The organism is Alteromonas sp. KC3 (genome assembly GCF_016756315.1).
GTDB lineage: Bacteria > Pseudomonadota > Gammaproteobacteria > Enterobacterales > Alteromonadaceae > Alteromonas.
In genome coordinates this window covers 4,301,159-4,326,286 of record NZ_AP024235.1, presented here as the reverse complement: position 1 = coordinate 4,326,286, position 25,128 = coordinate 4,301,159, and the positions used below count along the sequence as shown (strand labels likewise).

Below are 25,128 nucleotides of genomic sequence, written 5' to 3'. Positions count from 1 at the left end.
GAAAAAGCGAAGCTACCTTAATAAGGCGAGCTTCGCATTTTTAATGCGCCGTGTATCAATTAAAACTGATACGTAACGTAGGCGCTTATGCTTCTACCTGGTTCAGAGAAACGCTGATAGCCGTTATCGCTAACGCCAGAGAAAAAGCCGCCTGTACCTGTACGCACGTTGTTCATGACTTCCCAGCGGTAATACTCTTTGTCGGTTAAGTTATAAATCGCAGTGGTAAAGCGCAAGTTATCAGTAATATCGTAAAACGCCATCAAATCAAACACGGTGTAACCACTTGGGTAGTATGCCGGGCCGTCGCCATTGTTAAGTGAGGTGAAGCTCGTTTGCGAGGTTTCATCAACACCCTTACTGGTAATGGCAACCAACTCAGCGCCCCAGTCACGGTTGTCAGAAACATACGAAAGTGCCATGGTGGCGGTATCTGGTGCAATGGTTTCTAAATCATCACCGGCATCATTAAAGCTCGACGCTGTGTCGTATTCGCCGTTCAATGCGGTGTAAGCAAATTGCCCACGCCAGTTGGCTGTGAAGTCATAAGAGGCTGATACTTCAATACCGTCAACAGTAATTTCTCCGGTATTTTGAGGTTGCGTGAAGGTATCTTCGCTGCTTACTTCAACGGAACAACCAAAGCGACTGCACACCTGCTGGGTAAGTACGGCATCATAAGGGTTTGAGAAAGTTTCATCTTGAATCATGTTGGTGTAGTCGGTTCTAAATACAGACACACTCACGTTACCATTTTCAAAATTACCCACGTAGGTAAGCTCATAACTCATCGACTCTTGTGCTTCTAGCTCACCATTTGCAATACGGTCAAGGTCAATAAACGTGTTACCTGTCACAATATCTACTGCTTCGTCGCCCGAATTAGTGCCAAAGTAAAGGTCTTGAAGTGTAGGGGCTTGATAGCCTTGCGCAATTCGCGCATTTAATGAATGGCCCGGCGCAAAGGTGTAGGTTGCACCGAGTTCACCGACTACAGCACTAAAGTCAGCATCTTCAATACTTAGCCCTGTTGGATCAGAGAATGTATCGTCAATAGTTGGCGTGTATTCTGTAGTATCGTATCTAAGGCCTGCATTTACAGTGAGTACATCGCTAAGCGTAACCGTGTCAGCAAGGTAAGCGGTAAATACCGTTTTTTCAGATTCAGGTACAAAGCTTTGGTCGCGAATGGGGTAGCCGTCAAGTATACCTGCACTTACTGTAGCGCCTGCATAGCGACGGTCGTACATTTGTGCACTGGCATCAACTTGCTGATAGCTCAGGCCGTAAATAATCTCATGATTAATATCACCATTAATTGACTTAGCGATATCGACATTCAGGCTTACTTGTTCTTGGGTAAAATTACGGTCTTCAGAGCGCAAAATAGGGTCGGTGGGGCCAGAGGCAAACAAAAAGTTGGTTACACCAGCGGTATACAATTCTTGGTAATTTAGTCGTACATCGATACTGTCTGCTAATGCCGATTGCACGTTATCAGCACTATAAAATGCACCAAGTCGTTCGCGGTTATTTTCGTCTTGCGAAGTAAAATTAAAATAGGTGCTGCTTTCTCTTGACAGAGGGATGCCGTCGGTATCGCGCTGGGTGTTTTCATAAACCAAACCGAATTGCTGGTGGTCTGAATAATTGTAAGCCAGTTTAATTAACACGGCGTCCAATTGTGAATCCATTGGATCTGCTTGTCCGCGACCTGCCCCCTCAATGGCATCGCCATTACTATGCGCTTGTGTCTCGCTGCTATCGCGCATTGTGTATTGCACTAACGATTCTAGGTTATTCGTTCTATTGGCTACAGTGCCGTGAACAAGCCATTCGTCAGACCGCGCATCAAACCCGGTTTTAAGTTTAAAGGTTGTGTCGTCGCCAGTGCTTGCTAAGAAATCGGCGGCATCATTGGTCACATACGTGACTGAGCCTGCCAATGAGCCTGAGCCTTGTGCCACCGCGCTAGGTCCCTTGGTAATAGTGATAGCCTTTACGTGCTCAACTTCTACCTCACCGCGACTCGAGCCAAACATACCGTAAGCTGCAAATGAACCAGGGTTAAGGGTTTCACCCTGACCAATACCGTCAATGGTTACTGCAACAGCGTCGCCTTCAAGACCACGAATGTTAAAGCCATCGTTACCAAACCGGTTACCAGTGTCGTTTACCTGAACACCAGGAATATAGCGCGCGGTGTCTTCAATGTTTGTAATTGAACGCTTTGACAGGGCGTCTGTATCAAGCACAGCCTCAACTGTGGTGGTAAGCGTTTCTTCGCTTTCTGCTTTGGTCACCGCCAATTCAGTTTGTTGTGCAACAGCAGGTAGTGATAGCGCACAGCCTAATGCAATAGAAACTAAAGAGAGTCTAAAAGTCATGTCTTTCCCAAATAATCTAGAGTGTGAGTGAAGTGTTTCGCGTTATTTTCTCGTGCCTGTCAAAACGAGATTCGACACATCCCGGTGTCAAAATTTGATCTAAATACTATTGATAACAATTATCATTTGCAATAGTATATTTTCACTTTTTCACTACCAGAACAAAAAAACACCATGAAAAAACACTCGCTTATCAGCCTTAATTTGTTACTTGCCAGCTGTCTCAGTAGCAGTGCATTGGCCCACGTTGCTTACTTAAAGCCACTTCAGTTTGAACCTGTTCGCGGCGGCAAAATAACGCTAGACGCTTCGTTCGCAGAACAGTTTTTTGTGCCAGAAGCGGCCGTTTCCAACGCGTCATTTGAAGTGATAACGCCAAGTGGTAACAAACAGAATGTGGATGAGGTGGTTAACTTGTCTACGCGCAATGTGCTTGAACACACGCTGGAAGAAGAAGGTACATATCAGTTTTCTACCGGTAAGCGAATGGGCGCGGTGTTTCGTGTTTACATGAAAGATGGCGAGCGAGGCTCAATGCGTGGTAACGACAAGCCGCTGCCAGAAGGTGCAGAGCTTACTGAACACTTTCAGTCCGTTACTTTCGCCAGTACCTATGTCACTAAAAAAGGCCCAACTGAGACTGTCCTTAAACCGCGCAACGAAGGGCTTGAGATAGTGCCCGTTATGCACCCTAACAGCCTTTTTAGCGGCGAGAGTTTCGACTTTAATGTGCTTTACAACGGTGAACCAGTTGCGAACCACGAAGTGGCATTTTATGAAGGTAAAGATCAGTTTGCCGAAGAATCAGATGTGGAGAAAGTCACCACGAACAATGCCGGAGAAGCGTCATTCACCCCCGAAAAGCAAGGCGTTTATTTGATGCAGGTTCGCTTGCGTACCGATGCGCCAAAAGGCGCTGATGTGCCGACGTATAGCTACACCACCACGCTTTCATTCGAAGCCTTTTAATCACAACGCAGACCGGAGACAACAACAATGAAACAAGTAACCGCAGCAGTGAAAACCGCATTCCTTATCGCGGCAGGTGCAGTGGCTTTAGGAGGCACAGCTACGGCTGCCCCGCATAGCGCGAGCGGCATTATTCTTACCTACGACCTAAACAAAGATCAGTCTTTGCCTTTAGAGGAATTTGTTAATGCACGCCGAGCGCGATTTGCTGCCTCTGACAAGAATGGTGATGGCGTGCTTGATGAGAGCGAGTATGTGTACGAGTGGGAAGGCAAAATGGAAACGCGCTTGGCTGAAGACAGAAAAGCCTCGGTGAAGCAAACGCATATCCGTTTTCATGCGGTAGACAAAAATGACGATGATCGCATTACCTTAGACGAAGTTGAAGCCGTGGGCGAACGCAGCTTTGCCCGTATGGATGCCGACAAAGATGGCGTTGTTGCGAAAGGTGACCCTGAACCAGCCCCACGTCGCGCCTCGCAAAGCGATGCCGATAGTGCGCCTACACTTGAGCAGCGCCCAATGCTACGTATGCCAACAAGCCACAATATTGAAGGCTTTGTGACGCTTTATGATCAAAATGGCGATGATGTTGTGACTAAAGACGAGTTTAATGCTGTTCGCGAAGCACAGTTTCAGCGCACCGACGAAAATAGCGACGGGTCGCTTACCGAGCAAGAGTATGTACTAGAGTTTGAAGATAGGCTTGATGCTCAAATTAAGAAAACTTATGACGGGCAAATTAAGCAAACCTACGTACGTTTTGGTGTGTTAGATACTGACGAAGATAAAAAGATGACCTTTGCCGAGTATATGGTATCGGGCTTTGCAGCATTTAATCGTTATGACACTAATGGCGATGGCTTTCTAACGCTTGCTGACCCTGCACCTAAGCCGCGAGAGCGTGAACAAAACACGACTACCACTGCACAAGCTAGCGAATAATGGCCTTGCGTAGTTTATTGGTAATAACAGCACTAGCGGCCTTAGCTGCTAGTGTTTCGGTTTTTGCTGAGTCATATACATTTCCCGTGCCCAACGGCCAGCCTGCTCCTGTTATCACGCTTGATAGCAATAGCAGGCTAAATGAAGTTCAGCGAACTAACATTGAAGTGCTGATAAGAGATACTTATCTTTCATTAGACAGAAACAACATCCATGGTGCGCTTCACGCGTTAAATCAAGGCGATTCTACGCCATTGCCAACATGGCTTTATAACGCCATTGAACGGTGCGAAAAATGGTTCCAAAAAACCGAAGGAAACATTAGCTGTCGCAATGGCGCACTCTATGATTATTGGCGTGACTACAGCTATGGAAAAAGCGGCGTTTCAAGCACAGATAACGATAAGGCGGGTACGTCGCTCTCGCGTCGCGAAGTAAGACGCCTTGCACGCGTAGCCAGAATTGCCGATGTTGCGTTTCAAAAAAACAATACCATCGCGTTTTCAGCGCCTATTCAGTGGGATTTAACCACCTTTGCATCAGCACTTGTGGCAGAGCGCGTTGCTGATTTTCTGAGCTCTGCTGGGGTTTCTGAATTTCATGTAAGTGTGGATGCGCTGCAAACACATTTCTCTGCAAACAATGCGAAATGGCAAAGTCAGCTTGATGGGCATGCGATGGGTTTATCTAACGCAACGTTGGCACACTTGAAGCCGTGGCAACGGCCTGCCTATTCAGATACGCAGGTTGTATCGCAAGAAAAAGGCGTGATAAGCCATAGCGATGGCTGGCCAAGCGCGCGTTTTGAAGTGACGGCACTTGCTAGCAACGCATTTGATGCTGCATTGCTGCTACATTTTGGCGCAACGAAAACGGCGCAGCAGTCGCTAGATATAGTGAATTCGCAGCCCTCGCTTGCCCTAAAGCTAGTTGATGCAAATGGACGGGTGTTTACAAGCGATACCTTTGCTGCTCGCACGGCCGTAAGTGATAAAACAGGTACGGCGAGTAATGGAATAATCATAGATGTCGCGCTACCCATGTTTGATATCGTGGATTATCGTGGGCCATACGTCAGTGTGTGGATAAGCGATGACAAAAATAGACTTGTTAAAAGTTTAGCGCTTCGAGGTACCAGTGAGCGTTGGCTAAGCGAATTGCGTACATGGTGGCGCAGAGTGGGTAGAAAAGAGAGTGGTCGAAAAGAAGCTGGCCGCAATAGCGAAAGCTTAATTGATGGCTTTTCCGGTGCAACGAAGAAAAACAAGCCGCTTCATATAGTATGGGATGGGCTGGATGATTACGGCAATGCAGTCATCGACAAACAGCTCGTTTTGCATGTGGAAGTGGCCAGAGAGCATGGTGGTAGAAGTTATGAAAAAATCTCCTTCGCTATTGATGGGCTAACGCAGCCAATAGAAGTGAAAGGGGGCGAGGAGATTGCTTTTATTAAGCTGTCAGCTAAAGGCGCTTCTCAATAAGCATTCTAGCTACACAGCAACAGTATGCTAGTCAAAAAGAATGCTGGCATTGGCAGTTAGCCTCGCATATTTGATATCGAGATGACGACCATGTGAAGCAGTTTGGTCTATGTCGTTAGGTAAACAGCCGCTATGCAGCAAGTTCGCGGGGTAAAGTAGCGCACGGTTAAACTGCGCCTCTACACAGGCGATCTGTTTGAACATAGCGGTATCACCATTGATGTACGCTTTAGCAGGCAAGCCCACCGAGGTGGCTTGGCGTTTTAGCGTAGAAAAATAGTGATGATATTGGCTGGCATTAACCCGTTCTAGCCCCGTTTCTTTGTGTCGATAGAAGGCTGTGCCCCCCAAAGGCGCGCAGAACAAATAGTGAACTAATGCCCATTCATTATCGCGTTGAGTATCAATATGAGGAATACACTGAATGGGAGATAGCTGGCTTGGATGTTGGTTGGCAACAGAAAGCTGCGCCATTGCCAGCTGAGGCTTAGAGCTATCGACCAAAGCCCCGTTTAATTCAGCGAACAGCGCAGGCAAAGTGCGATGCAGGTGGGCGACATACGCATCGGGCGCATGACTTCTTACACCGGGATAAAAGTCATCTGTTTTTTTCTCAAAGCGATGACTTTGCGCGATAACGTCGACCATGCTTTGCGCATCAGGCAAAAAGTCATCAATCACAATGACCGGCGTGGCGTGTTCGCCCACGTTAATTAGTTTGTAGTTTGAAACCATGCGTCTGCGTTTTTGTTCGCTTTATTCTTTTTATCAATAAGCGCGTAAATCTGTGCGTTTGAAGCTACCAGCGTATAGATACTTTGCAACAAATTTTGCGCATGCAAATCGGCAATGGCTTGTGGGCTTAGTGCCGCAAGCTTGTCTTCGTCTATGGTGTACAGCCCGGTAATTGATGTTTTACTTTCGTTTTCAAACGTAATGTCTAAGGTAAATGGCGTAATAAGGTTGTGTTGCACTAGCGCGGCGATAAAGCGCTGATTTTGCGTTTCGCCATCAAGCAGCTGCGCCAATATTTGCTGTTTTTCTACAAGGTAAGAGGTTGGTTCACCCATGTTATCGAACAGTGGGCTACCGTCTTGTTCATTGACCGATGAATTGTCCATATCAATGCACAGCACGCGGTTAGCCTGAGCGTTTGTATTTGAAGGCTCTGTGCCTACATAAAAAGGCAGGCGCTCAAACTGTGCAGGAATATAAACCCCATTCCACTGACCTTGTTGCCAAAACAAATTCTCGTTTTCTTCAAACCCAAGTAACGCCGATAAGCCAAATTGACCCGAGTCATCTAATTTGGTGATCACAACAGGATAGTGCACAACAAGTTTGTTTAGCTCAGACACTACGACAGGTACTAGGTGCTGATTAGCGCTAAGGTTCAAAGCGTCGCTAGTGACTTTAAGGCCTGCATGCTCTTTATTATTAATAGCAACCATGTTTGTCATACGCGGGTCCTTTTTCTGGTTAGTCGATTAAACGGCTTGTAAGCCGAACTGGTGAATTTTATTAATTAGCTCGCGATGTTGTGGCAGCTTTTCTACGACCATGGCGCGTGCTTTTTTATTTTGCATTAGCTGTTGGCTGGCAAAGTCGGCATTCACCCATTGCTGATGTGCGCCAAGCTCAGAGGTAAAGCCCATGCCGTAGAGTACATACTGATAGCTTGCTGCTGGGAATACTTCATTGTTACTGGTGAAGTCTTTATCGCTTGGCGGGTGGTATTGCCACAGTGCCAATAGCTCTTTGAGTGAGTCAGGGATAGTCTGGCTATCACGGTTGTCTCGCCAAAACGCGCTATCATCGCGCTTGCTTAACATATAGTGCAGCTTTAAAAAGTCGATAATGCGTGCCCAGCGATACGAAAAGGTATCGTTGAAGCGTTTGGCCACAATATCCATAACCGCGCGGTTTGCGGGCAGTTGCTCGGCAATCATTGACGCGGACAGTTCTACTAATACCAGCGCTGAGGCTTCAAGGGGCTCTAAAAAGCCCGCTGCCAAGCCAACGGCAACACAGTTGTTTTGCCAAAAGCGCTGTCTGTGACCACTTTGAATAGTAATGTCCTTTACATTCAAACTGCTAATACCATCTAGTGAACTGGTTTGACGTACGTAGGTGTCTAGTCGAGCATAGGCGTCGTCTTTATTCTGGTGACGGCTTGAATATACGTGACCTACTCCACGACGGGACTGTAACCCAATATCCCACACCCAACCGGCATCTTGTGCAGTGGAAATGGTGTGTGACGCAATTGGGCTTTGCGCGTTCTCGTAAGGTACATGTACCGCAAGGGCACGGTCGATAAATAACACATCGTCGCAGGGGATAAAGGGTACCTTGAAGTGTTCGCCCAACAAGAGCGATTTAAAGCCCGTGCAGTCTACAAACAAATCGCCTTCAATAACGACGCCTTGCTGCGTGTGAAGCGCCTTAATGTCGCCATTATCTGCACTTTGCACTTGGCTCACATCGGCTAAAACATGGTTAACGCCTAGGTTTTCAGTGCAATGTTTGGTTAAAAATGTAGTGAACTTGCCTGCATCCAAATGGTAGGCATAGTTTGCTGTGCCCGCGAACTCTGCGTGACGAATGCTTTTAGGTGCTAAGCCTGCTTCGCATATGGCTTCTTGAACGCATACGGCTTGTGAGAATGACTCATTTAAATCTGGCGCTACCGTTTGCCAGTAAGGACCCAAATTCCCTTGTGAAAACCCTTGCGGCAGCATCAATGGGTGATAGTAGAAGTCGTCTTGCTCACCGGTCGTCCACTTTACAAACTTGGCTCCCTGTTTAAAGGTAGCATCGCATTCTTTGATAAAGGTGGTTTCACTTATTCCCAGCGCAATAAGTGTTGAGCGCATGGTTGGCCAGGTGCCTTCACCCACACCAATTATCGGTACGTTAGGGCTTTCAACTAGCGTCACTTTGATATTGTTGCGGGTAGCACACTGATGTTGTGCCGCAATACGACCAGCCGTAAGCCACCCTGCGCTGCCGCCACCGACTACTACAATGTGCGTTATGGGAGTTGCTGTTGTCATATCGAGTTCCTGAATAAAAACTGTGGCTACCAAGTGGTAGCCACGAATGTAGGGCCAACAATCGCTGGCCCTTAATACGCGAAATTAAAAGTTTCCGCGCACACCGAAAGCCCAACGTCTGCCGCTGTCTTCAACCAACAACAAGTGATTAGCGAAGCGTCCGCGCTTGTGTACAAACTCTTCTGTTAGGTTAATACCTTCAAAGAAAATTTCTACATTGTCTGTCACGCTGTAGCTACCGCTAATGTCAAGTTGTTGATAAGACTCAACAATAGTTGGGCCGTCACCCTGCCCTTGTGTTAACGACTGAACAAATTCGTCACGCCAGTTGTAGGCAAGACGAATCTGGTAGTCGTCAGTTTCATAAAAAGCCACTAAGTTGTAAGAATCACTCAACCCAGTTAGCGCAAATACTTGGTTAATATCGAATGGATCAAGCTCGGCATCACTGTCAACAATCGTACCGTTGGCAAGTACACCAAAGCCGTTATCGAATGTGTGTTGAAGAGCAAGCTCGAAGCCGTCCACCGTGGCGTCTTCACCATTGTTCGGTAAGGTGTTTGTAAATACCGCTACGGCGTCACTGGCATCTGGCGCGCCTGCATTGCTGCCCGTTGACGGGTCAGTCAGCAAGCTACCATCAGCCAGTTCAAAGATTTTATCTTCTTGACTGTTCACGATGAAGTTAGAAACCAGCTTTCTGAAGTAACCAATTGAGGCGTAGCTTGCTTCGTCGTAATAGTATTCAAGTGATAAGTCGAGGTTATCTGACTTAAACGGCTCAAGTGCTGGGTTACCGCTGGTTGAGGTTAAATCACCGCCTTGACGCGTTGTTGTGATAACCGTTACTGGCGACATGCTATTAAGCGTTGGTCTAGTAATGGTTGAGCTCGCGGCAAAGCGCGCAATTAAGTCGTCAGTAATTTCTAGACGTACACTGAAGTTAGGTAATAGCACATCATAGTCTGATTCAGTGGCTATGCTTTGTGCGTCACCAAACCCGGCTAGCATTTCGGTTTGATCCAAAATGGTGAGGCCGGTAATAGGGGCTTGTGTGCCGTTAACGGTCACGTCTGTCATTTCGTAGCGCACGCCTGCGGTTGCACTTAAGAACATGTCAGCCACTTCGCCTTCAAAATCGAACTCTAAGTAAGTAGAGATAATATCTTCTTCTACTTCAAAGCTATTGTTACGACGCACCGCATCAAAACTAATGGCTTCGCCATTAACGCTTTGGTAATAAGACTCTAGAAACGCAAAGTTGGCTTCGCCATCGTGGGCTAACCAAGAGGTTGGCATACGGCCGCTACCACTAACATCTGAAAGGAAGTCGCTACCGGCATCAAAAACGTATTGGCTACCTGCTGGAATTTCAGGTAAATCAGGGTAACCACAGTACGTACAGTGAATACCAACGCCTTCGTTGTCCCAGCGCGTTAGTGATTTGGTTTCGGTGCTGTACTGTGCGCCAAAGCGAATTTCAGTCAGGCCGCTTCCGTCAGTGACATATTCACCGTCAAAACGCAGCTGGCTTACTTCGTCTTCTACTGCCCATCCGCGACGTAGCATTACGTGGGCACGACTATTCGCTTCATCAAGGTGATTACTTACTCCGTCAGGCGTTAGTGCAGGGTTGTAAATAGGGAAACCGTCTGGACCAGTAACAATAGCGCCATTCAACTCTTGCTGCCCGCTATAGATATTCGCGTTGGGCGAGGCAAACATGCTAGCCACAGGTAAGATGTTGTCATCAACTTGAAAGCGTACACGGTTCGCATACCCGATTAGTGATAACTGATCGCCACCACCGTTATTTGCTTCACGTTCTGCTTCTGAGTGACTTAAGTCGAATGACAAGTTCAAGTTATCAGAATACTGATAATCGAAGTTAAGGCCTACGGCATAAGTGTCGGTCAAACGGTCAAACGTTTTGGCGTGCATATCAGTTGCCAAACCCACTTCTTGATACAAGTCTATGATAGTGCCGTTAGCATCAACGGTTGGGCTGCGGCGGTTACCGTTTGCATCAAATAAGCTGCCATCATCCCCTACGCCTTGGATATTAGGCGCAGTAAACCAGTGCCCGTAAGAGGTGGCTTCTGACTCTACATCGAAATCTGAATAAAGTGCATCTGCTGTAACTACGAGCTTGTCATTAGGGGCATATTGAAATACCAAATTAGCATTGGTACGCGTACGTTCTTCGAAGGTTACTTTGTGATCGTAGTTGCGTGGCGAAAACACGTTGCCTGTCCATGCTTGACCCGACTCAGTGACAGGGTTTGGCACACCAACGTTTTCAAGCCATCCATCCATTTGAGCCTGATTAAGGCGTGTTTTACGTTCTTGGTGTGAAACCGCCAGTAACACACCAAACGTGTCATCGTTAAATGTATTACTAATGAGTCCAGAAAACTGTGGCGTAGTTTCTTCGCTGTTTTCGTCGTAAACGCCTTTCACAGAGCCAGCCATTTTGAAGCCGTTCAGCGCGAAAGGACGTGCCGTATTGATGTTGATAGTTGAACCCACACCACCTGATTGCATAGTAGCCGTAGACGTTTTATGTACGTCAAGGCTGCTAACAAGCTCAGAGGCAATAGTGTCGAAGCTAAACGCGCGCGAATCGTTTTCAGATGCCATTTGACGGCCGTTAACAAGCACCGTATTAAACTGAGGGCCAAAACCACGAACGGTAATAAGTTGACCCTCACCGCCTGAGCGGTCGATGGATACGCCTGTAATACGCTGTAGTGATTCAGCTAAGTTGGTATCGGGAAAGTCGCCAATATCTTCTGCGCTAATGGCGTCAACTACGCCAGCAGAACTGCGTTTAACATCCATTGATTTTGCAACCGATGAACGAATACCACTTACCTCAATCACTTCTACGTCATTGTTGGGTTGCGCGTCTTGGGCAAATGCACTATTTGCAGAAATAGCTGACGCTAAAACTGCTGCCACTGAGCATGCAAGCTTGGTTTTCCTATACATGATGGTGTGTGTCCTAAAAGTTAGTTTTAATGTGCCAAATGGTGTGCACCCCATGTGGCTTTTCTCACAGCATTTCGCTGTTAACTCTTCAAGACGACACGGTTTGTAAAATCCCCCAAATTAATTTAACAAAATTTTAAAAAGTGCTGTTTGCGCATCATTTTTACGCGTCGATTACACCTTTACGTATGTTTGTTTTTTGTACAATAAATAGTGTATTCACAAGATATATGGATCTGTATTGGGTGTATTAATCAACAATATGCCAAATGTTTATAAATGTTAGTTATGACTATGAAGTAAAAGATACTAGTTGTTGATGGTGTTTTCGCGTAGTTTTGATGCGTTATTGCGCGAAAAGTAATCGCTACATGCGCTTTTCGGCCTTACAGTATAAACAAAACGATTGGTTGGTTTGGTTTTAATTTCGACAACGAATGATAAGCATAAGCGAATTAAATGGCTTTAATTTGATTAAAGGGTGTCATTCTCGAAAGAGTCCAAATAAGAGGAAAAGCGTGTGAAAATCATAATAATTAATGAATCTACATCGCCAGATCCGCTGAATAATGTGGAAAAGCGCTGTGCAGCTACGCCAAGTAGTGCACAACGACTGGTAAAGAAAGGGGCGACACTGCTGCTTGAAAAAGGTGCTGGTCTGTCCTCTGGTTATTCAGATAAAGAATATGAAGATGTTGGTGTTACTGTTATAGATGATGTGAATGAGGCCTTATCATCAGCAGATATGGTCGTAGCAGTTAACAAGCCTACCGATGTTCAATTGGGGCTGATGAAAAAAGGGGCCATTGTGGTGGGCCATCTCGACCCTTTCTTTCAGCAGTCGCTGATAGAGAGCATTGCCCAAAAAGGGTTAACGGCTATTTCTGTGGAAATGATTCCACGTTCATCTCGCGCGCAGAAAATGGATGCATTGAGCTCGCAGGCAAGTCTTGCAGGTTATGTCATGGTAATGCAGGCGGCAAATCAGCTTCCTTCCATCCTACCCATGATGATGACTCCGTCAGGCACCATTAAGCCTGCAAAAGTATTCATTGTTGGTGCGGGAGTGGCAGGTTTGCAAGCGATAGCGACAGCGAAACGCTTAGGGGCGAATGTGCTTGCATACGATACGCGCCCTGTTGTGGCCGAGCAGGTGGAATCGCTAGGCGGTAAATTCCTTAAAATAGATATCGGCGAGACAGGGCAAACCAAAGACGGTTATGCGAAAGAGCTCACCGAAGAGCAAAAAGCAAAGCAGCAAGATGCACAGCGTGATGCTATTGCAGATTCCGACATTGTGATCACAACAGCGCAGCTATTTGGGCGTAAACCTCCCGTACTTATTTCGAAAGATACATTAGCACTTATGAAACCTGGTAGCGTGGTCGTTGATATGGCGGCTACATCGGGGGGGAATGTTGAAGGCTCGGTATCCGGTGAGACAGTTGAAATAAACGGTGTAAAAGTGATTGGCAATGGTAACTGGAGTCAGTATGTGGCCAAAGCGGCAACCGACATGTACGCCAACAACATTTATAACCTAATTGATGAGTTCTTTGATGACGATAGTAAGTCGTTTGATTTGAATCTTGAGGACGACATTCTGGCCGGTTGTGTGATTGCGCACGATGGCAAGGTAATCAATGACATGCTTATTAACGCCTATAAAGGAGCCTAATCATGGAAATCATCTACTTACTTTTCATTGTACTGTTGGCTGCGTTCTTAGGCTTTGAGCTTATTCGAAAAGTACCTGCAACCTTGCACACGCCTTTAATGTCAGGTTCGAACGCTATTTCGGGGATCACCTTAGTAGGTGCGCTGGTTGCTTCGGGTAGTGATAACAATCTGCTGACCACTATTTTAGGTACAGTGGCAGTGGCCTTGGCAAGTATTAACGTTGTTGGTGGCTATCTGGTTACCGACCGCATGCTTGGCATGTTCAAAAAGAAAGATAAATAAGGAGTACGCAAGTGAATGATATCGTAACCATAATCAACCTTGCGTACGTAGTCGCTGCTGCACTATTTATAATTGGTCTTAAATTACTCAGCCACCCAGATACCGCCAAAAAAGGAAACTTTGTTTCAGCAGTAGGTATGCTAGTAGCGGTTGTTGTTACCCTGCTTGATCAGCAAATTATCAGCTATCACTATATTCTGCTTGGCTTTGTGCTAGGTGGTGCATTTGGTGCGTGGAAAGCGAAAACGGTTGAAATGACCGCCATGCCAGAAATGGTTTCTCTGTTTAATGGTTTTGGTGGTGCGGCATCGTTACTACTAGGGTGGGCGACGCTTGCAGGCATGAGTGTGGTAACGCTCAACACACAAAGCACATTTACCTTCGTTACCTTGTTTTTCACAATTTTAGTGGGTGGGATAACCTTTTCGGGCTCTGTGGTCGCGTGGGGAAAACTGTCAGGTAAAATGAGTTCTAAGGCGGTTATTTTTACTGGCCTTCGCGAACTCTCGGTCTTGCACCTTATTGGCATGGGTGTGGTGGGCTATCTATTTACCACAGAACCAAGCAATACCCTTTGGATTTACTGTGCAATAGCGCTGTCATTAAGCTTTGGGTTGTGGGCCACTATCTCCATCGGCGGTGCAGATATGCCAGTGGTTATTGCACTGCTTAACAGCTATTCAGGCGTAGCGGCTTCTGCGGCTGGTCTTGCCACCGGAAATACCATTTTGATTGTGACCGGTCTTTTAGTGGGTGCGTCAGGTCTTATTCTTACCAATATTATGTGTAAAGCCATGAATCGCTCGCTAATGAACGTGCTGTTGTCTGGCTTTGCGAAACCTATTGAAGCAGGTGAGAAGATAGAAGGTGAAATTAAAGTGCTTTCTGCGCAAGATGCCTTTTATGTACTTGAAGCTGCGCAAGCCGTTTTGGTGGTGCCCGGTTACGGTATGGCGGTAGCACAAGCACAGCATGCGGTTCGCGAATTACAGTCGCTGCTTGAAGAAAACGGATGTACGGTAGATTACGCTATTCACGCAGTTGCAGGGCGCATGCCTGGACACATGAACGTGTTGCTTGCAGAGGCTGATGTGCCTTATGACCAGCTGTATGAAATGGATGATGTTAACCCGCGTATGGAAAACTACGACGTGGTTATTGTTATCGGTGCTAATGACGTAGTGAATCCTGCTGCCAAAGAGATGAAAGGTAGTCCGATTTACGGTATGCCGGTCATTGAAGCATACCGTGCAAAGACTGTCTTTGTATTGAAGCGATCAGCGAATGCAGGTTTTGCGGGTGTTGATAACCCGCTGTTCTTTAAAGATAACACCCGTATGGTGTTAGGGGATGCAAAAGATACCATCAATAGCATTATTCGCGAATTTGGCGATGACTAAGCAAATGGCTTAGAATCTGTAGTAAGATGCTAAAAAAGGAAGCCATAGTGCTTCCTTTTTTGTTCTATACACTACGTTTAGTACATGAAACCGTAATGCAATTATTTTGCTCAAGAGAAGTAAACACAAATGCTAGTCGTGCCGTATCACATTGAACAGTTTAAAAACTGCATCCTGGTCACGCTTCGCGGTGATTGGGATATGGCGACAAATATCCGGTATTTGGGAGAATTGTCTGACTGTCTTAAGCGGCGAAGCGGAAAGCCGTTTCATTTGATTGTCGATATGCGGTCATGGCAAGACCCAAAGTCTGATTCAAACATGAGAATGAAATCGACTATTAGATTAGACCGGCGTAATCAGTTGAGTGAACTTTGGTTGGAAGACGAAAACAGCGATACAGGCCATATTGTAGAGAACTTTTTTGCTGACGTTTCGTTTCCCCTCGACAGAACACAAAGTCTCACAGAGTTTTTCTCGCTTTGTGAAACTAAGGCAGAGCCTTTGGTTGTAGAGTACATAAAGTCTTGGGTTGCCCAAAACAGTTGATTCGACAAGTTCGATAAACAAAATTAGTCGCGACCATAGATATTTTACATCGCAACAATAGTTGTGTTGTCTATAATACGCTGCTTAATTTTGCACTTACCATGCTAGGCATGCGCTTAGCTCATTAGATATAGGTGAATACATTGACAGATTGGAGTATCGAAGAAGCAGAGCGCGTCTATGGCGTGTCTCAGTGGGGTGGTGGCTATTTCAAAGTGGGTGAAAATGGCAACGTACATATTACCCCAGTGCCAGAGGATCCAAGTATCCAAATCGACTTTAATTCGGTCATTGAAGACATTCGCAAAGAGGGTGTGCAGTTTCCTGTTGTTGTGCGCTTTCATGACATTCTGCGATCGCAAGTTGCCGGTCTAAATAAAGCATTTCGAAGCACAATCGAAGAAGCCGATTATAAAGGTGAATACCAAGGTGTTTATCCGGTTAAAGTTAACCAGATGCGCGAAGTCGTTGAAGAGATTGTTGACGCGGGAAAACCGTTTAACTATGGCTTAGAAGCAGGCTCGAAAGCTGAGTTACTGACCGTGTTGGCGATGAACACAAATGAAGACTCACTCACTATCCTAAATGGCTATAAAGACGATGAAGTGATGCGTCTTGCTTTATTAGGTAGAAAGCTAGGCCGTCGCGTAGTGGTGGTGGTTGAAAAATACACCGAGCTGCTATTGCTGGTTAAGATTGCAAAAGAACTTAATATCGAGCCCATCATTGGTGTGCGCTCCAAAATGACGGTAAAAGGTCGTGGGAAGTGGGAAAGCTCCGGTGGTGAACGCGCCAAATTCGGTCTAACTATCACAGAGATTATCAATGCTGCACGTTACCTAGAAGAGCAAGGTATGGCGCACTGCTTGAAACTTCTGCACTTCCATATTGGAAGCCAATTAACGGATATTCGAGCGGTGAAAGAAGCCATCACCGAAGGTGCGCGTATATATGCAGACTTGCACAAAATGGGCTTTGAACTGGACTACGTTGACGTAGGTGGTGGTCTTGGCATCGACTATGACGGCAGTAACTCGACCAATGAGTCTTCGCGCAACTATAGCATGCAAGAATACGTTGCAGATGTTGTGTATGGCATGAAGGAAATGTGTGACTTGGAAGGCGTTCCTCATCCGAACTTGGTCAGTGAAAGTGGTCGCGCAATTACGGCGCATCATAGCTGTGTTATTACCGAAATTGTGGGTGAAATTAAATCAAACGCGTCTCAAATGGATACGTCAGCAAAAGAAGACGAACATGTTTTCCTTAAAAACATGCGCGAGCTTGCTGACACCTTTGATGAGCAGACCAACATGCATGAAATCTACAATGACGCTTCGCAATACAAAGAGCAGGCCCTTGATGCGTTTAAGCTTCGCGTATTGCCACTAGAAGAACTTGGCAAGATTGAAACATTGTATTGGCAGATAATGGAGCGCTTACAAAAGCACTACCGCAACGAGGAATATGTGCCTGAGGAGCTTCAAGAACTAGATTACAGCTTGTCATCACAGTATCTGTGTAATTTCTCTATCTTCCAGTCTGCTGCAGACACGTGGGCAATTGATCAATTGTTGCCAGTCGTGCCGCTTACGCGTATGAACGAAAAGCCAACAGTTTATTGTTCACTGGTAGATATTACGTGTGACAGTGACGGTAAAATTGACCAGTTTACTATTGGCCGTGAAATTACCGATGTACTGCCTATGCATCCGCTGAAAAAAGGTGAGCCGTACTACGTTGGTCTATTCTTAACGGGCGCGTATCAAGACGTTATGGGCGATATGCATAATTTGTTTGGTCGTTTAAACGAAGTACACATCTACAGCTATGATGACGATCCTGAAGACTTCTATATTGAAGAAGTTGTGAAAGGGTCATCAGTTGAAGACGTGCTTAATGTCATGCAATACAACCCCCGCGCCATGGCATCAGACGTTAAACGTCTTATCGACAAACAAGTGTGGGATGGCAAGCTTAATCCGCGTGAAGGTGTGCGTTGGACTGACTTCTATGAAAGTTGCTTAAGCGGCTATACTTACCTTAAGCAATAATATGTAAATAGCCGGCACTACGATTTGTTAGCGTCGGCTTTTTCGAAAAAACGCTTCCACAACTGCGCAGTGGTCGAATTGATCATATTCGACTCTGCGTTCATGAGCATGACATATCCCACCTTGTGCTCTGGTGAAAACGCCACATCGGCACGATAACCTTTCACCCAGCCACCATGATAATTCAGCTTAACGCCATCAATATCGTAAATACGCCAGCCCAACCCATAGTGGGCATCGTCAATCATGCCTCGCCAACCGCGTCTGTAGGTTTCTCGCTTAGTTTTGACCCGTTCGGTCGTGACATACTCTACCATTTCTGGCGACATAACCGTGGGAAACTCACCTAAGAGTGCTTGCAAGTAAATAGTCATATCACTGATGCTCGCATTCACACCTGCCGCGGGAGAAAAGCGGTAATAGTTACTCTCGACATTCCCTTCACGCCATTTATTACGGGCAATGGCAATATGAGGGTGAGCCCAAGATGAAGATGAAAGTAGGCCACCTTTACCTACACTTGCGGTTTTCATTCCTAATGGCGCAAAAAGTTGCGTATGCATTTGCGCCGAATATGACGTGTTGTGATTACTAAAGTAATACTCTAAGGCACCAAATAGGGCGTTTTGATAGGTATAACATTCGCCAGGTTTACATAAGGGCTCTAATTCGCCAAGCGACTTTAATACGCGTTCTAATGAGTAGTCTGCTTCTATTAGGTTGTCGTAGGCATTGGGCATGAAGCCGCTAGATTGCCCCACAATATGTTGCAACTGAAGTGATTGCATACCATTGCCTTTAAACGGAATATCAGGCAGCAATGTGCTAATAGGCGTATTCCACGATAGCTGATTTTGTTCTACCAGTTTTGCAGATAATAGTGCGGTGAACGTTTTGGATACTGACGCTAATCGAAAAACAGTGTTTTCGGTTATCTTCTTGCCATTGCGCTTAGCCGTTTTACCATAAACGTATACGCGAGGAGCTTTGCCTTGCTCGTAAAAAACAAACGCGTAGCCGGGTACATTAAACTTATCAGCTTCACTTTGAACATACTTTGCATAATCATCCAACCAGTCTGCATGTACTGGAAAAGTATGCGTAATCAGTATGAGTAACAGCCATGTTAGGGATTTGCGCGACATCAATTTGCGCAATGAATTCAGCATATAAGTCGCTCTGTAGGCCGCGTTGCTCAACTAAAAAATGAGTGGCGGTCGTTTTTATTGTTTCGATATTATGCGGATAGCGCGGCTAATGATCAAATTCACGTCTTCTTTGTATGCTCACATAAAAACAATTGTGAGTTCCGATTTTGTCGCGCACTATGTATCAATGCGCTATAGACTAGCACTGTTCATTCAATAAGGCGCTGTAAATTCTTTATGTCAGAGCTTCAACTTAAAAACAGTACTAGTGTTGATTCCGAGACCTTAACTAAAGCTCGGCTAAGTCGGGACCCACGTTTTGACGGCACTTTCTTTGTGGCGGTTAAAACAACGGGGATCTTTTGCCGCCCGATTTGCCCCGCCAAGTTACCGAATGAAGAAAATGTAACTTACTATCAGCATGCGACCACTGCCATGGCACATGGTTTTAGACCTTGCTTTCGATGTCGCCCAGATAGTGCACCTCACTCGCCAGCGTGGAGTGGCGTGGGTGCAACGGTAAATCGTGCAATTGCGTTACTATCGGTTATTCCTTCAGAATCAGTGTCTGGTGTCGCAGCACGGTTAGGGATAAGTGAGCGTTATCTCAATAAGTTGATGGTAAATGCATTAGGTTTGTCTCCTAAGTCATTTCAAAATATGCATCGTGCTTTATTCGCCAAGCAGCTTATTCAGCAGTCTTCACTGTCGATAACTGATGTGGCATTTACGGCTGGGTATCAGTCATTACGACAATTACAGCGCGCCATGGCCCAGTATTGCGATACTACACCGTCACAGCTTCGCAAACACCAGAGTCATACTGAACAACAAATTACGTTATTTTTGTCTTATAGACCACCTTATAACTGGCCTTATGTGCGCCAGTTTTTGGCACATCGCGCTATCCCAAGGATGGAGCGGGTGACAGAAGATACTTACGAGCGTTGGTTTGAATGGGAAGGGGCTGATGGCTATTTCAGTGTTAAACACGACCCTAAACGCAGTGGGTTTTCAGTAGCACTTACGCTTTCAAATTTAATGCATTTGCATCGCGTAATCGAAAACATTAAAGCTATGCTCGACCTTAATGCAGACCCCATATTGATTGAAGAGAGCTTAACCAAAGCGGGGCTTGCGCCGCAACAGCTTACCTGTGGTTTACGACTTCCTAGCGCATGGAGCGTGTTTGAAAGCGGATGTCGCGCTATTGTAGGGCAACAAGTGAGTGTTAAAGCCGCTATTGGGCAAGTATCGTTACTGGTACACCATTTAGGAAGGCAGGCGATACACTTACAAGATAACTTGGATGCTCATGATGAAAAAGCACCAGCACAGTCGCACGTTTATTTCCCAGCACCTGACAATGTAGCGTCGAGTGACCTTGGGTTTTTGCGTATGCCGCAGGCTAGAAAAAATGCTATTCGTCAGTTCGCCAGTTTATTCGCGCAAAGTAAAATGCCATCGCACGATGATATTTTATCGATAAAAGGCATTGGGCAATGGACACTGGATTACTTAAAAATGCGCGGCGAACGAAATCCCGACGTGTATCTCTCTGGCGATTTAATAGTACGTAAAACCGCAGAGAAATTTGTCGTGCGTTCAGAAGACGCAGCGCCTTGGCGTAGTTATCTTACGCTTCAGATGTGGCAGTTGAGTGAGCACAATGCATAAACACACTAATTAGTTGAAAGTGCGTGTTACAAGCACGTATTGAGAGTGCAACAAGAAAAGGGCTTTTATGGAATACACACAGCATATTGAGACGCCTGAAGGCTACGTGCAAGTGCATGCCAACACACAGGGTATTACTGCGATTGGGTTTGTGGATGTACCCGAGAAAACCGCAATAAGTAATGCGTTAACACAAGAAGCGTGTGCACAACTTAATGCTTATTTTGCCAGAAAACTTACCCAATTTGACTTGCCTTTAGCTGCTGGCGGTACGCAATTTCAGCGCCGGGTATGGGAAGCGCTTGTACAGATCCCTTATGGTGAAACGGCCAGCTACCTAGATATAGCAAACGCTATAGGAAACCCTAAAGGTGTGCGCGCCGTTGGTATGGCTAATGGTCGGAATCCTATTGCGATAGTCGTGCCTTGCCATCGTATTATTGGCAGTAACAAAACCCTCACCGGCTATGCTGGCGGTTTGCATCGAAAGCAGTTTTTGTTGAATTTAGAAGGAGCGCAGGGCGTATTATGGCAATAAAAGATCTTCTATCACTGTTAGTGCTAGCAGGTATTTGGGGAGGCTCATTTATATTTATGCGAGTTGCTGCCCCTGAGTTTGGTATCTATGTGCTCGTTGCAATTCGTACGTTACTTGCCACAGCGGTTTTACTTCCTTTGCTCATGTTGCGAGGCTCGATTAAAGATATACGGCAACATTGGTTAGCCATTGCGTTAGTCGGGCTTGCCAACACCGCAGTGCCTTTCGTACTGTTTAACTACAGCAGTTTGCATTTGGAAGCGGGCGTAAACGCAATTTTAAACGCCACAGCGCCTATGTTCGGCGCAATAGTTGCGTGGGCTTGGCTGGGTGACAAATTAACCAAATCTGCGATAGCGGGGCTGTTTATTGGTTTTATCGGTGTGGCGGTAATTAGCCAGCAAAAGCTAGGCGAAGGAGAAATAAGTTTTCTACCTATCCTTACAGCGTTACTGGCTACATTGGGGTATGGTATTGCCGCAAGTATGATGAAAAAGTGGTTGCAGGGAGTAAAGCCATTGGTCGTCGCTACGGGTAGCCAAGCGATGGCAAGTGTAATGTTAGCACCGTTTGCACTGGCGACCTTACCCGCTACTATGCCAAGCACCCATGCTTGGGCAAACGCTGTGGCACTGGCCATTGCAGGTACCGGTATTGCGTACATTCTTTATTTTAAGTTAATTGCCAATATAGGCCCAGCAAAGGCGATAACGGTGGCATACCTTGTACCGCTATTTGGCATCGTTTGGGGAGTGTTGTTTTTGCAAGAGCACTTGTCAGCACAAACCATCATCGGTGGTCTAATGATTCTGTTCGGTGTTGCGCTGACAACAGGTGTGCTCACAAGGAGACGGTCTAAAGCACAGACCGCTACTCAATAAGCTGCATCCTCACTAAATTGCTTCCATCGCGCTTTGCTTGATAAAGCGCGTCTTCTGCATGTGCAGTGACTTCATGCATAGCGCGGCTTGATGCGGTATAGGAAATACCAATCGACGCCGTTATTTGTAGGTCAGGTAATTCTGGTAACGGCGGTAATGTGGCAATACCATGACGAATATTCTGAGCAAGATCAAACGCTACATGTGGGCCAGTATTAGGCAACAGGACAATAAACTCTTCACTACTCCATCGTCCTAGTACGTCGCTTTCTCGTAAGTGATCCGCTAAATAACCCACCACTTTATCTAGAATGTCGTCACCTGTATTTCTACCGTGAGCATCCACTATGTCGCTAAAACCATCTACATTAATCAGCATCAAACTCAGTGAATTGTGTTCAGCCAACAGTGTTTTATAGATAAGCTGTAAGTTATCTTTTTCAGGCAAGCGAGTAGAATGTCGTACAACTAAGTCTGGCTGCATATCTTTTCTAAAGTAGTACAGCAGGTTGTATATAAGCAGAAACAGAGAAAACACAACAACAAGCAGCGTTACAACACTGAAAATAAACGCCTGAGAAATCTCCGCTTGTCGGTCTTCAAGAGGACTTAATAAAAATACGGTCCAGCCAAACTGATTAAGTTTAACTTCAGCAATAAGAAAATCTTTCTGATCAATGGTGACAAGCTTATTGTTAAGCGCTTGCTCGTCTTGTATGGCGATGGGCAGACTGGCATACCACGGCAATTCTGAGAGGTTCGTAAATTCAGAATATGACGCTATAAGTTCTGGATCAGATGACAGCATTATGTCGCCTTGTCCATCGACAAAGAGAAAGTCGTAGCCATACTCTTGCTTGTAGGTATCAAAAACTTCGATAAAGCTTCTAAGGCTTTTACCTACCCCAAAAAAGCCTAAGAATTTTCCAGATTCGTCATGAATTTTAATATCAATGTAAAAATGGGTATCTTCCCATTTGCCGATGTCTGCAACGGCATCAGCTGGGTGGTCTCGATACTTGAAGTACCAACTTACCTCACCCTCTACAAGATCAATTATCGAACCGTCAGAATTGTATTGCTTTCTGTCACTTTCTGAGGCGATAAAAAACGATAAGCCAAATTCATCTTCAAGACGATCCAATGTCTTGAAAACGGCAGTCTCATCAATGTTCTCTCCGCGCATTAAATCGACAAGCTCAGTGGAGTGCCCCAACGCTTCAGAAATATGAAGTGGTTTAAGCAATTGCTCGACAATTAGCGAAATGGCGGGTGATAAGGATTGTTGTTGCGCGCGACTTTGCTCGGCAACAATTTTGGAAATACTAAAATGAACCAGTGTCACAATGGCGATGACTACCACGGCGAATAACACCAGTATGCTTCGATGCAGTGTTCTAAATGTGTTCACAGACTACGCATGCTCCCTTGCCTGACTGAACGTTATATCGTTAGTGCAATTATAACCGCTGCACTTATGAACTACTAGGTAGTTTGCTGTAAATTTAGACTAAATGACAAAAGCCTATTTGACTAGTGGATATGACGCTTTTTGATGTAATGAAGCACTGACATCTTCATCTACCTTAGTTACACTAGCCTCAATCATTGATATTTACTGTTTATACGTATTAGCAAATTAAAGGAATACTATGGCTTTCTCAGTCGTTGTTTTAGCCGCGGGTAAAGGTACCCGCATGAAGTCATCTTTGCCAAAAGTACTGCACAAAGTTGGCGGTGTGCCAATGGTTCAACGCATTATTAATACCGTTAAATCGCTGGGCGCTGACAATATACATCTTGTTTACGGCCACGGTGGTGACCAACTTAAAGCAACGATTATCGAAGACAACCTAAACTGGTGTTTGCAAGCTGAGCAATTGGGTACAGGTCATGCCGTTCAGCAGGCAGTTCCTCATGTTAAAGACGATGAAGATGTGCTCATTTTAGTCGGTGATGCGCCGCTAATACGAGAAGAAACGTTAAGCGCGCTTAAAGCGGTAAAAGCACAGTGTGACCTTGCGTTACTAACGGTAGAGCTAGATGACCCTACAGGTATGGGGCGCATCGTTCGTGAAAACGACAATATAACTGCGATTGTAGAACATAAAGACGCGACAGACGCTCAGCGTGCAATAAAAGAAATTAATACTGGCATGATGATGATGTCAGGCGCAGACCTAAAACGCTGGTTGGGTGATTTAAGCAACGATAACGCGCAAGGCGAGTACTACCTTACTGATGTGATTGCGATGGCGGCCGCTGAAGGTAAGCGAATTCAATCTGCGCAACCGCAATCAGCGGTAGAAGTTGAAGGTGTCAATAACCGTTTGCAACTCGCTAACCTAGAGCGCGCTTTACAACATCGTCAAGCTAATGAACTGATGACCAATGGTGTAACGCTACTTGACCCATCACGCTTCGATTTACGTGGTTCAATGGATATTGGCAATGACATTGTTATTGACGTAAACGTTATTGTTGAAGGTGAAGTCAAAATTGGCAGCAACGTTACAATTGGTGCTAACTGTATTTTGCGAAACTGCACGATTGCAGATAATGCAGTGATTGAAGCCAATTCAATTATCGAAGATGCTCAAGTGGGTGAAGCGTGCGTAGTCGGCCCTTATGCCCGACTTCGTCCTGGCGCAGTTATGCACAAAAATGCCAAAGTGGGTAACTTTGTTGAAATGAAAAAAGCGGTTTTGGGTGAGGGTGCAAAAGCCAATCACCTTACTTATTTAGGTGACGCACAGGTCGGCCCGAATGCCAACATTGGCGCGGGTACCATCACATGTAATTACGATGGCGTGAATAAATCAAAAACCATTATTGGAGAGAATGCATTTATTGGTTCTAACTCTTCATTGGTTGCGCCTGTGTCTATTGGTGATGGCGCAACGGTTGGAGCGGGCTCAGTTATCACCAGTGCAGTGGAAGATAAAGCATTGGCTGTCGCGCGCGGTAAACAGCGCAATATTGCGAACTGGCCGAGACCGACCAAAAAGTCGTAACAAGGCGCAAATCAGCCTTAGCTAATAAAAAAGCGGAGCGAGTTTTTTAATAAAGACGCTCCGTTTTTTTATGCTT

19 protein-coding genes are annotated in these 25,128 nt (G+C 45.7%); 12 read left to right on the top strand and 7 right to left on the bottom strand.

Annotation, left to right across the window (positions count from 1 at the left end):
• Nucleotides 1-59: 59 nt before the first annotated feature.
• Nucleotides 60-2,387, bottom strand: coding sequence for a TonB-dependent hemoglobin/transferrin/lactoferrin family receptor (locus tag JN178_RS19035; RefSeq protein ID WP_202262867.1), 2,328 nt, complete (start codon nt 2,385-2,387; stop codon nt 60-62).
• A 174-nt stretch (nt 2,388-2,561) separates the two neighbouring features.
• On the opposite strand from JN178_RS19035, the gene JN178_RS19030 reads away from it, so the two are divergent.
• Genes JN178_RS19030 through JN178_RS19020 form a run of 3 tightly spaced genes read left to right on the top strand, consistent with a single transcriptional unit; the run spans nt 2,562 to nt 5,782 of the window.
• Nucleotides 2,562-3,356 carry a DUF4198 domain-containing protein gene (locus tag JN178_RS19030; protein ID WP_202262866.1) on the top strand — a complete coding sequence of 265 codons (795 nt, stop codon included), beginning with the start codon at nt 2,562-2,564 and terminating at the stop codon, nt 3,354-3,356.
• A gap of 27 nt (nt 3,357-3,383) precedes the next feature.
• Complete coding sequence (locus tag JN178_RS19025; protein WP_232369629.1) at nt 3,384-4,301, top strand: calcium-binding protein; 918 nt, start codon at nt 3,384-3,386, stop codon at nt 4,299-4,301.
• Nucleotides 4,301-5,782, top strand: a complete 1,482-nt coding sequence (locus JN178_RS19020) for a DUF2271 domain-containing protein (protein ID WP_202262865.1) — start codon at nt 4,301-4,303, stop codon at nt 5,780-5,782. The genes JN178_RS19025 and JN178_RS19020 overlap by 1 nt, the downstream gene beginning before the upstream one ends.
• Before the next feature lie 27 nt (nt 5,783-5,809).
• Here JN178_RS19020 and JN178_RS19015 read toward each other — a convergent pair whose 3' ends face one another.
• The 4 genes from JN178_RS19015 to JN178_RS19000 all read right to left on the bottom strand — a co-directional run bounded on the left by JN178_RS19015 (nt 5,810) and on the right by JN178_RS19000 (nt 11,829).
• Nucleotides 5,810-6,517, bottom strand: coding sequence for a DUF6445 family protein (locus JN178_RS19015; protein ID WP_202262864.1), 708 nt, complete (start codon nt 6,515-6,517; stop codon nt 5,810-5,812).
• Nucleotides 6,496-7,242: a SapC family protein gene (locus JN178_RS19010; RefSeq protein WP_202262863.1), complete on the bottom strand. Its 747-nt coding sequence runs from the start codon at nt 7,240-7,242 to the stop codon at nt 6,496-6,498. Before JN178_RS19010 ends, JN178_RS19015 begins: the two co-directional genes overlap by 22 nt.
• 27 nt (nt 7,243-7,269) lie before the next feature.
• Nucleotides 7,270-8,838 (bottom strand): tryptophan halogenase family protein, encoded by a 1,569-nt coding sequence (locus tag JN178_RS19005; RefSeq protein WP_202262862.1) that lies wholly within the window; start codon nt 8,836-8,838, stop codon nt 7,270-7,272.
• An 84-nt stretch (nt 8,839-8,922) separates the two neighbouring features.
• On the bottom strand, nt 8,923-11,829 hold the full coding sequence (locus JN178_RS19000; RefSeq protein WP_202262861.1) for a TonB-dependent receptor: 2,907 nt from the start codon (nt 11,827-11,829) through the stop codon (nt 8,923-8,925).
• A 520-nt stretch (nt 11,830-12,349) separates the two neighbouring features.
• Between JN178_RS19000 and JN178_RS18995 the strand changes: the two genes are divergently transcribed.
• The 5 genes from JN178_RS18995 (at nt 12,350) to speA (ending at nt 17,794) form a co-directional block, all read left to right on the top strand.
• On the top strand, nt 12,350-13,507 hold the full coding sequence (locus tag JN178_RS18995) for an NAD(P) transhydrogenase subunit alpha (protein WP_202262860.1): 1,158 nt from the start codon (nt 12,350-12,352) through the stop codon (nt 13,505-13,507).
• A gap of 2 nt (nt 13,508-13,509) precedes the next feature.
• A complete protein-coding gene (locus tag JN178_RS18990; protein ID WP_202262859.1) occupies nt 13,510-13,791 on the top strand; it encodes an NAD(P) transhydrogenase subunit alpha in 282 nt (93 codons plus the stop codon).
• Nucleotides 13,792-13,802: 11 nt separating this feature from the next.
• Nucleotides 13,803-15,191, top strand: a complete 1,389-nt coding sequence (locus tag JN178_RS18985) for an NAD(P)(+) transhydrogenase (Re/Si-specific) subunit beta (RefSeq protein ID WP_202262858.1) — start codon at nt 13,803-13,805, stop codon at nt 15,189-15,191.
• Between the two features lie 129 nt (nt 15,192-15,320).
• Nucleotides 15,321-15,740: an arginine decarboxylase gene (locus tag JN178_RS18980; protein ID WP_202262857.1), complete on the top strand. Its 420-nt coding sequence runs from the start codon at nt 15,321-15,323 to the stop codon at nt 15,738-15,740.
• Nucleotides 15,741-15,883: 143 nt separating this feature from the next.
• A complete protein-coding gene (gene speA / locus JN178_RS18975) occupies nt 15,884-17,794 on the top strand; it encodes a biosynthetic arginine decarboxylase (protein WP_202262856.1) in 1,911 nt (636 codons plus the stop codon).
• Between the two features lie 17 nt (nt 17,795-17,811).
• Here the strand turns inward: speA and JN178_RS18970 are convergent, their stop codons facing one another.
• Nucleotides 17,812-18,963 (bottom strand): serine hydrolase domain-containing protein, encoded by a 1,152-nt coding sequence (locus tag JN178_RS18970; protein WP_202262855.1) that lies wholly within the window; start codon nt 18,961-18,963, stop codon nt 17,812-17,814.
• A 216-nt stretch (nt 18,964-19,179) separates the two neighbouring features.
• Between JN178_RS18970 and JN178_RS18965 the strand changes: the two genes are divergently transcribed.
• From JN178_RS18965 to JN178_RS18955, 3 genes are all read left to right on the top strand, one after another.
• Nucleotides 19,180-20,619 (top strand): DNA-3-methyladenine glycosylase 2 family protein, encoded by a 1,440-nt coding sequence (locus JN178_RS18965; RefSeq protein WP_202262854.1) that lies wholly within the window; start codon nt 19,180-19,182, stop codon nt 20,617-20,619.
• A gap of 67 nt (nt 20,620-20,686) precedes the next feature.
• On the top strand, nt 20,687-21,157 hold the full coding sequence (locus JN178_RS18960; RefSeq protein ID WP_202262853.1) for a methylated-DNA--[protein]-cysteine S-methyltransferase: 471 nt from the start codon (nt 20,687-20,689) through the stop codon (nt 21,155-21,157).
• The gene (locus JN178_RS18955) at nt 21,148-22,038 is read left to right on the top strand and encodes a DMT family transporter (protein ID WP_202262852.1); all 891 of its coding nucleotides are present in this window, start codon (nt 21,148-21,150) and stop codon (nt 22,036-22,038) included. The genes JN178_RS18960 and JN178_RS18955 overlap by 10 nt, the downstream gene beginning before the upstream one ends.
• Here the strand turns inward: JN178_RS18955 and JN178_RS18950 are convergent.
• Nucleotides 22,028-23,449, bottom strand: coding sequence for a sensor domain-containing diguanylate cyclase (locus tag JN178_RS18950; RefSeq protein WP_202262851.1), 1,422 nt, complete (start codon nt 23,447-23,449; stop codon nt 22,028-22,030). The two genes, JN178_RS18955 and JN178_RS18950, sit on opposite strands and share 11 nt — an antisense overlap.
• A 241-nt stretch (nt 23,450-23,690) precedes the next feature.
• On the opposite strand from JN178_RS18950, the gene glmU reads away from it, so the two are divergent.
• On the top strand, nt 23,691-25,052 hold the full coding sequence (gene glmU, locus JN178_RS18945) for a bifunctional UDP-N-acetylglucosamine diphosphorylase/glucosamine-1-phosphate N-acetyltransferase GlmU (protein WP_202262850.1): 1,362 nt from the start codon (nt 23,691-23,693) through the stop codon (nt 25,050-25,052).
• Nucleotides 25,053-25,128 lie beyond the last annotated feature (76 nt).

What these genes read in the sequence shown, in the direction of transcription:
- JN178_RS18990 (WP_202262859.1), top strand. Translation starts at nt 13,510, where the DNA reads ATGGAAATCATCTACTTACTTTTCATTGTACTGTTGGCTGCGTTCTTA.
- JN178_RS18960 (WP_202262853.1), top strand. Translation starts at nt 20,687, where the DNA reads ATGGAATACACACAGCATATTGAGACGCCTGAAGGCTACGTGCAAGTG.
- JN178_RS19030 (WP_202262866.1), top strand. Translation starts at nt 2,562, where the DNA reads ATGAAAAAACACTCGCTTATCAGCCTTAATTTGTTACTTGCCAGCTGT.
- JN178_RS19025 (WP_232369629.1), top strand. Translation starts at nt 3,384, where the DNA reads ATGAAACAAGTAACCGCAGCAGTGAAAACCGCATTCCTTATCGCGGCA.
- JN178_RS18980 (WP_202262857.1), top strand. Translation starts at nt 15,321, where the DNA reads ATGCTAGTCGTGCCGTATCACATTGAACAGTTTAAAAACTGCATCCTG.
- glmU (WP_202262850.1), top strand. Translation starts at nt 23,691, where the DNA reads ATGGCTTTCTCAGTCGTTGTTTTAGCCGCGGGTAAAGGTACCCGCATG.
- JN178_RS19020 (WP_202262865.1), top strand. Translation starts at nt 4,301, where the DNA reads ATGGCCTTGCGTAGTTTATTGGTAATAACAGCACTAGCGGCCTTAGCT.
- JN178_RS19000 (WP_202262861.1), bottom strand. Translation starts at nt 11,829, where the DNA reads ATGTATAGGAAAACCAAGCTTGCATGCTCAGTGGCAGCAGTTTTAGCG.
- JN178_RS19005 (WP_202262862.1), bottom strand. Translation starts at nt 8,838, where the DNA reads ATGACAACAGCAACTCCCATAACGCACATTGTAGTAGTCGGTGGCGGC.
- JN178_RS18965 (WP_202262854.1), top strand. Translation starts at nt 19,180, where the DNA reads ATGTCAGAGCTTCAACTTAAAAACAGTACTAGTGTTGATTCCGAGACC.
- JN178_RS19015 (WP_202262864.1), bottom strand. Translation starts at nt 6,517, where the DNA reads ATGGTTTCAAACTACAAACTAATTAACGTGGGCGAACACGCCACGCCG.
- JN178_RS18955 (WP_202262852.1), top strand. Translation starts at nt 21,148, where the DNA reads ATGGCAATAAAAGATCTTCTATCACTGTTAGTGCTAGCAGGTATTTGG.
- JN178_RS19035 (WP_202262867.1), bottom strand. Translation starts at nt 2,387, where the DNA reads ATGACTTTTAGACTCTCTTTAGTTTCTATTGCATTAGGCTGTGCGCTA.
- JN178_RS19010 (WP_202262863.1), bottom strand. Translation starts at nt 7,242, where the DNA reads ATGACAAACATGGTTGCTATTAATAATAAAGAGCATGCAGGCCTTAAA.
- JN178_RS18970 (WP_202262855.1), bottom strand. Translation starts at nt 18,963, where the DNA reads ATGCTGAATTCATTGCGCAAATTGATGTCGCGCAAATCCCTAACATGG.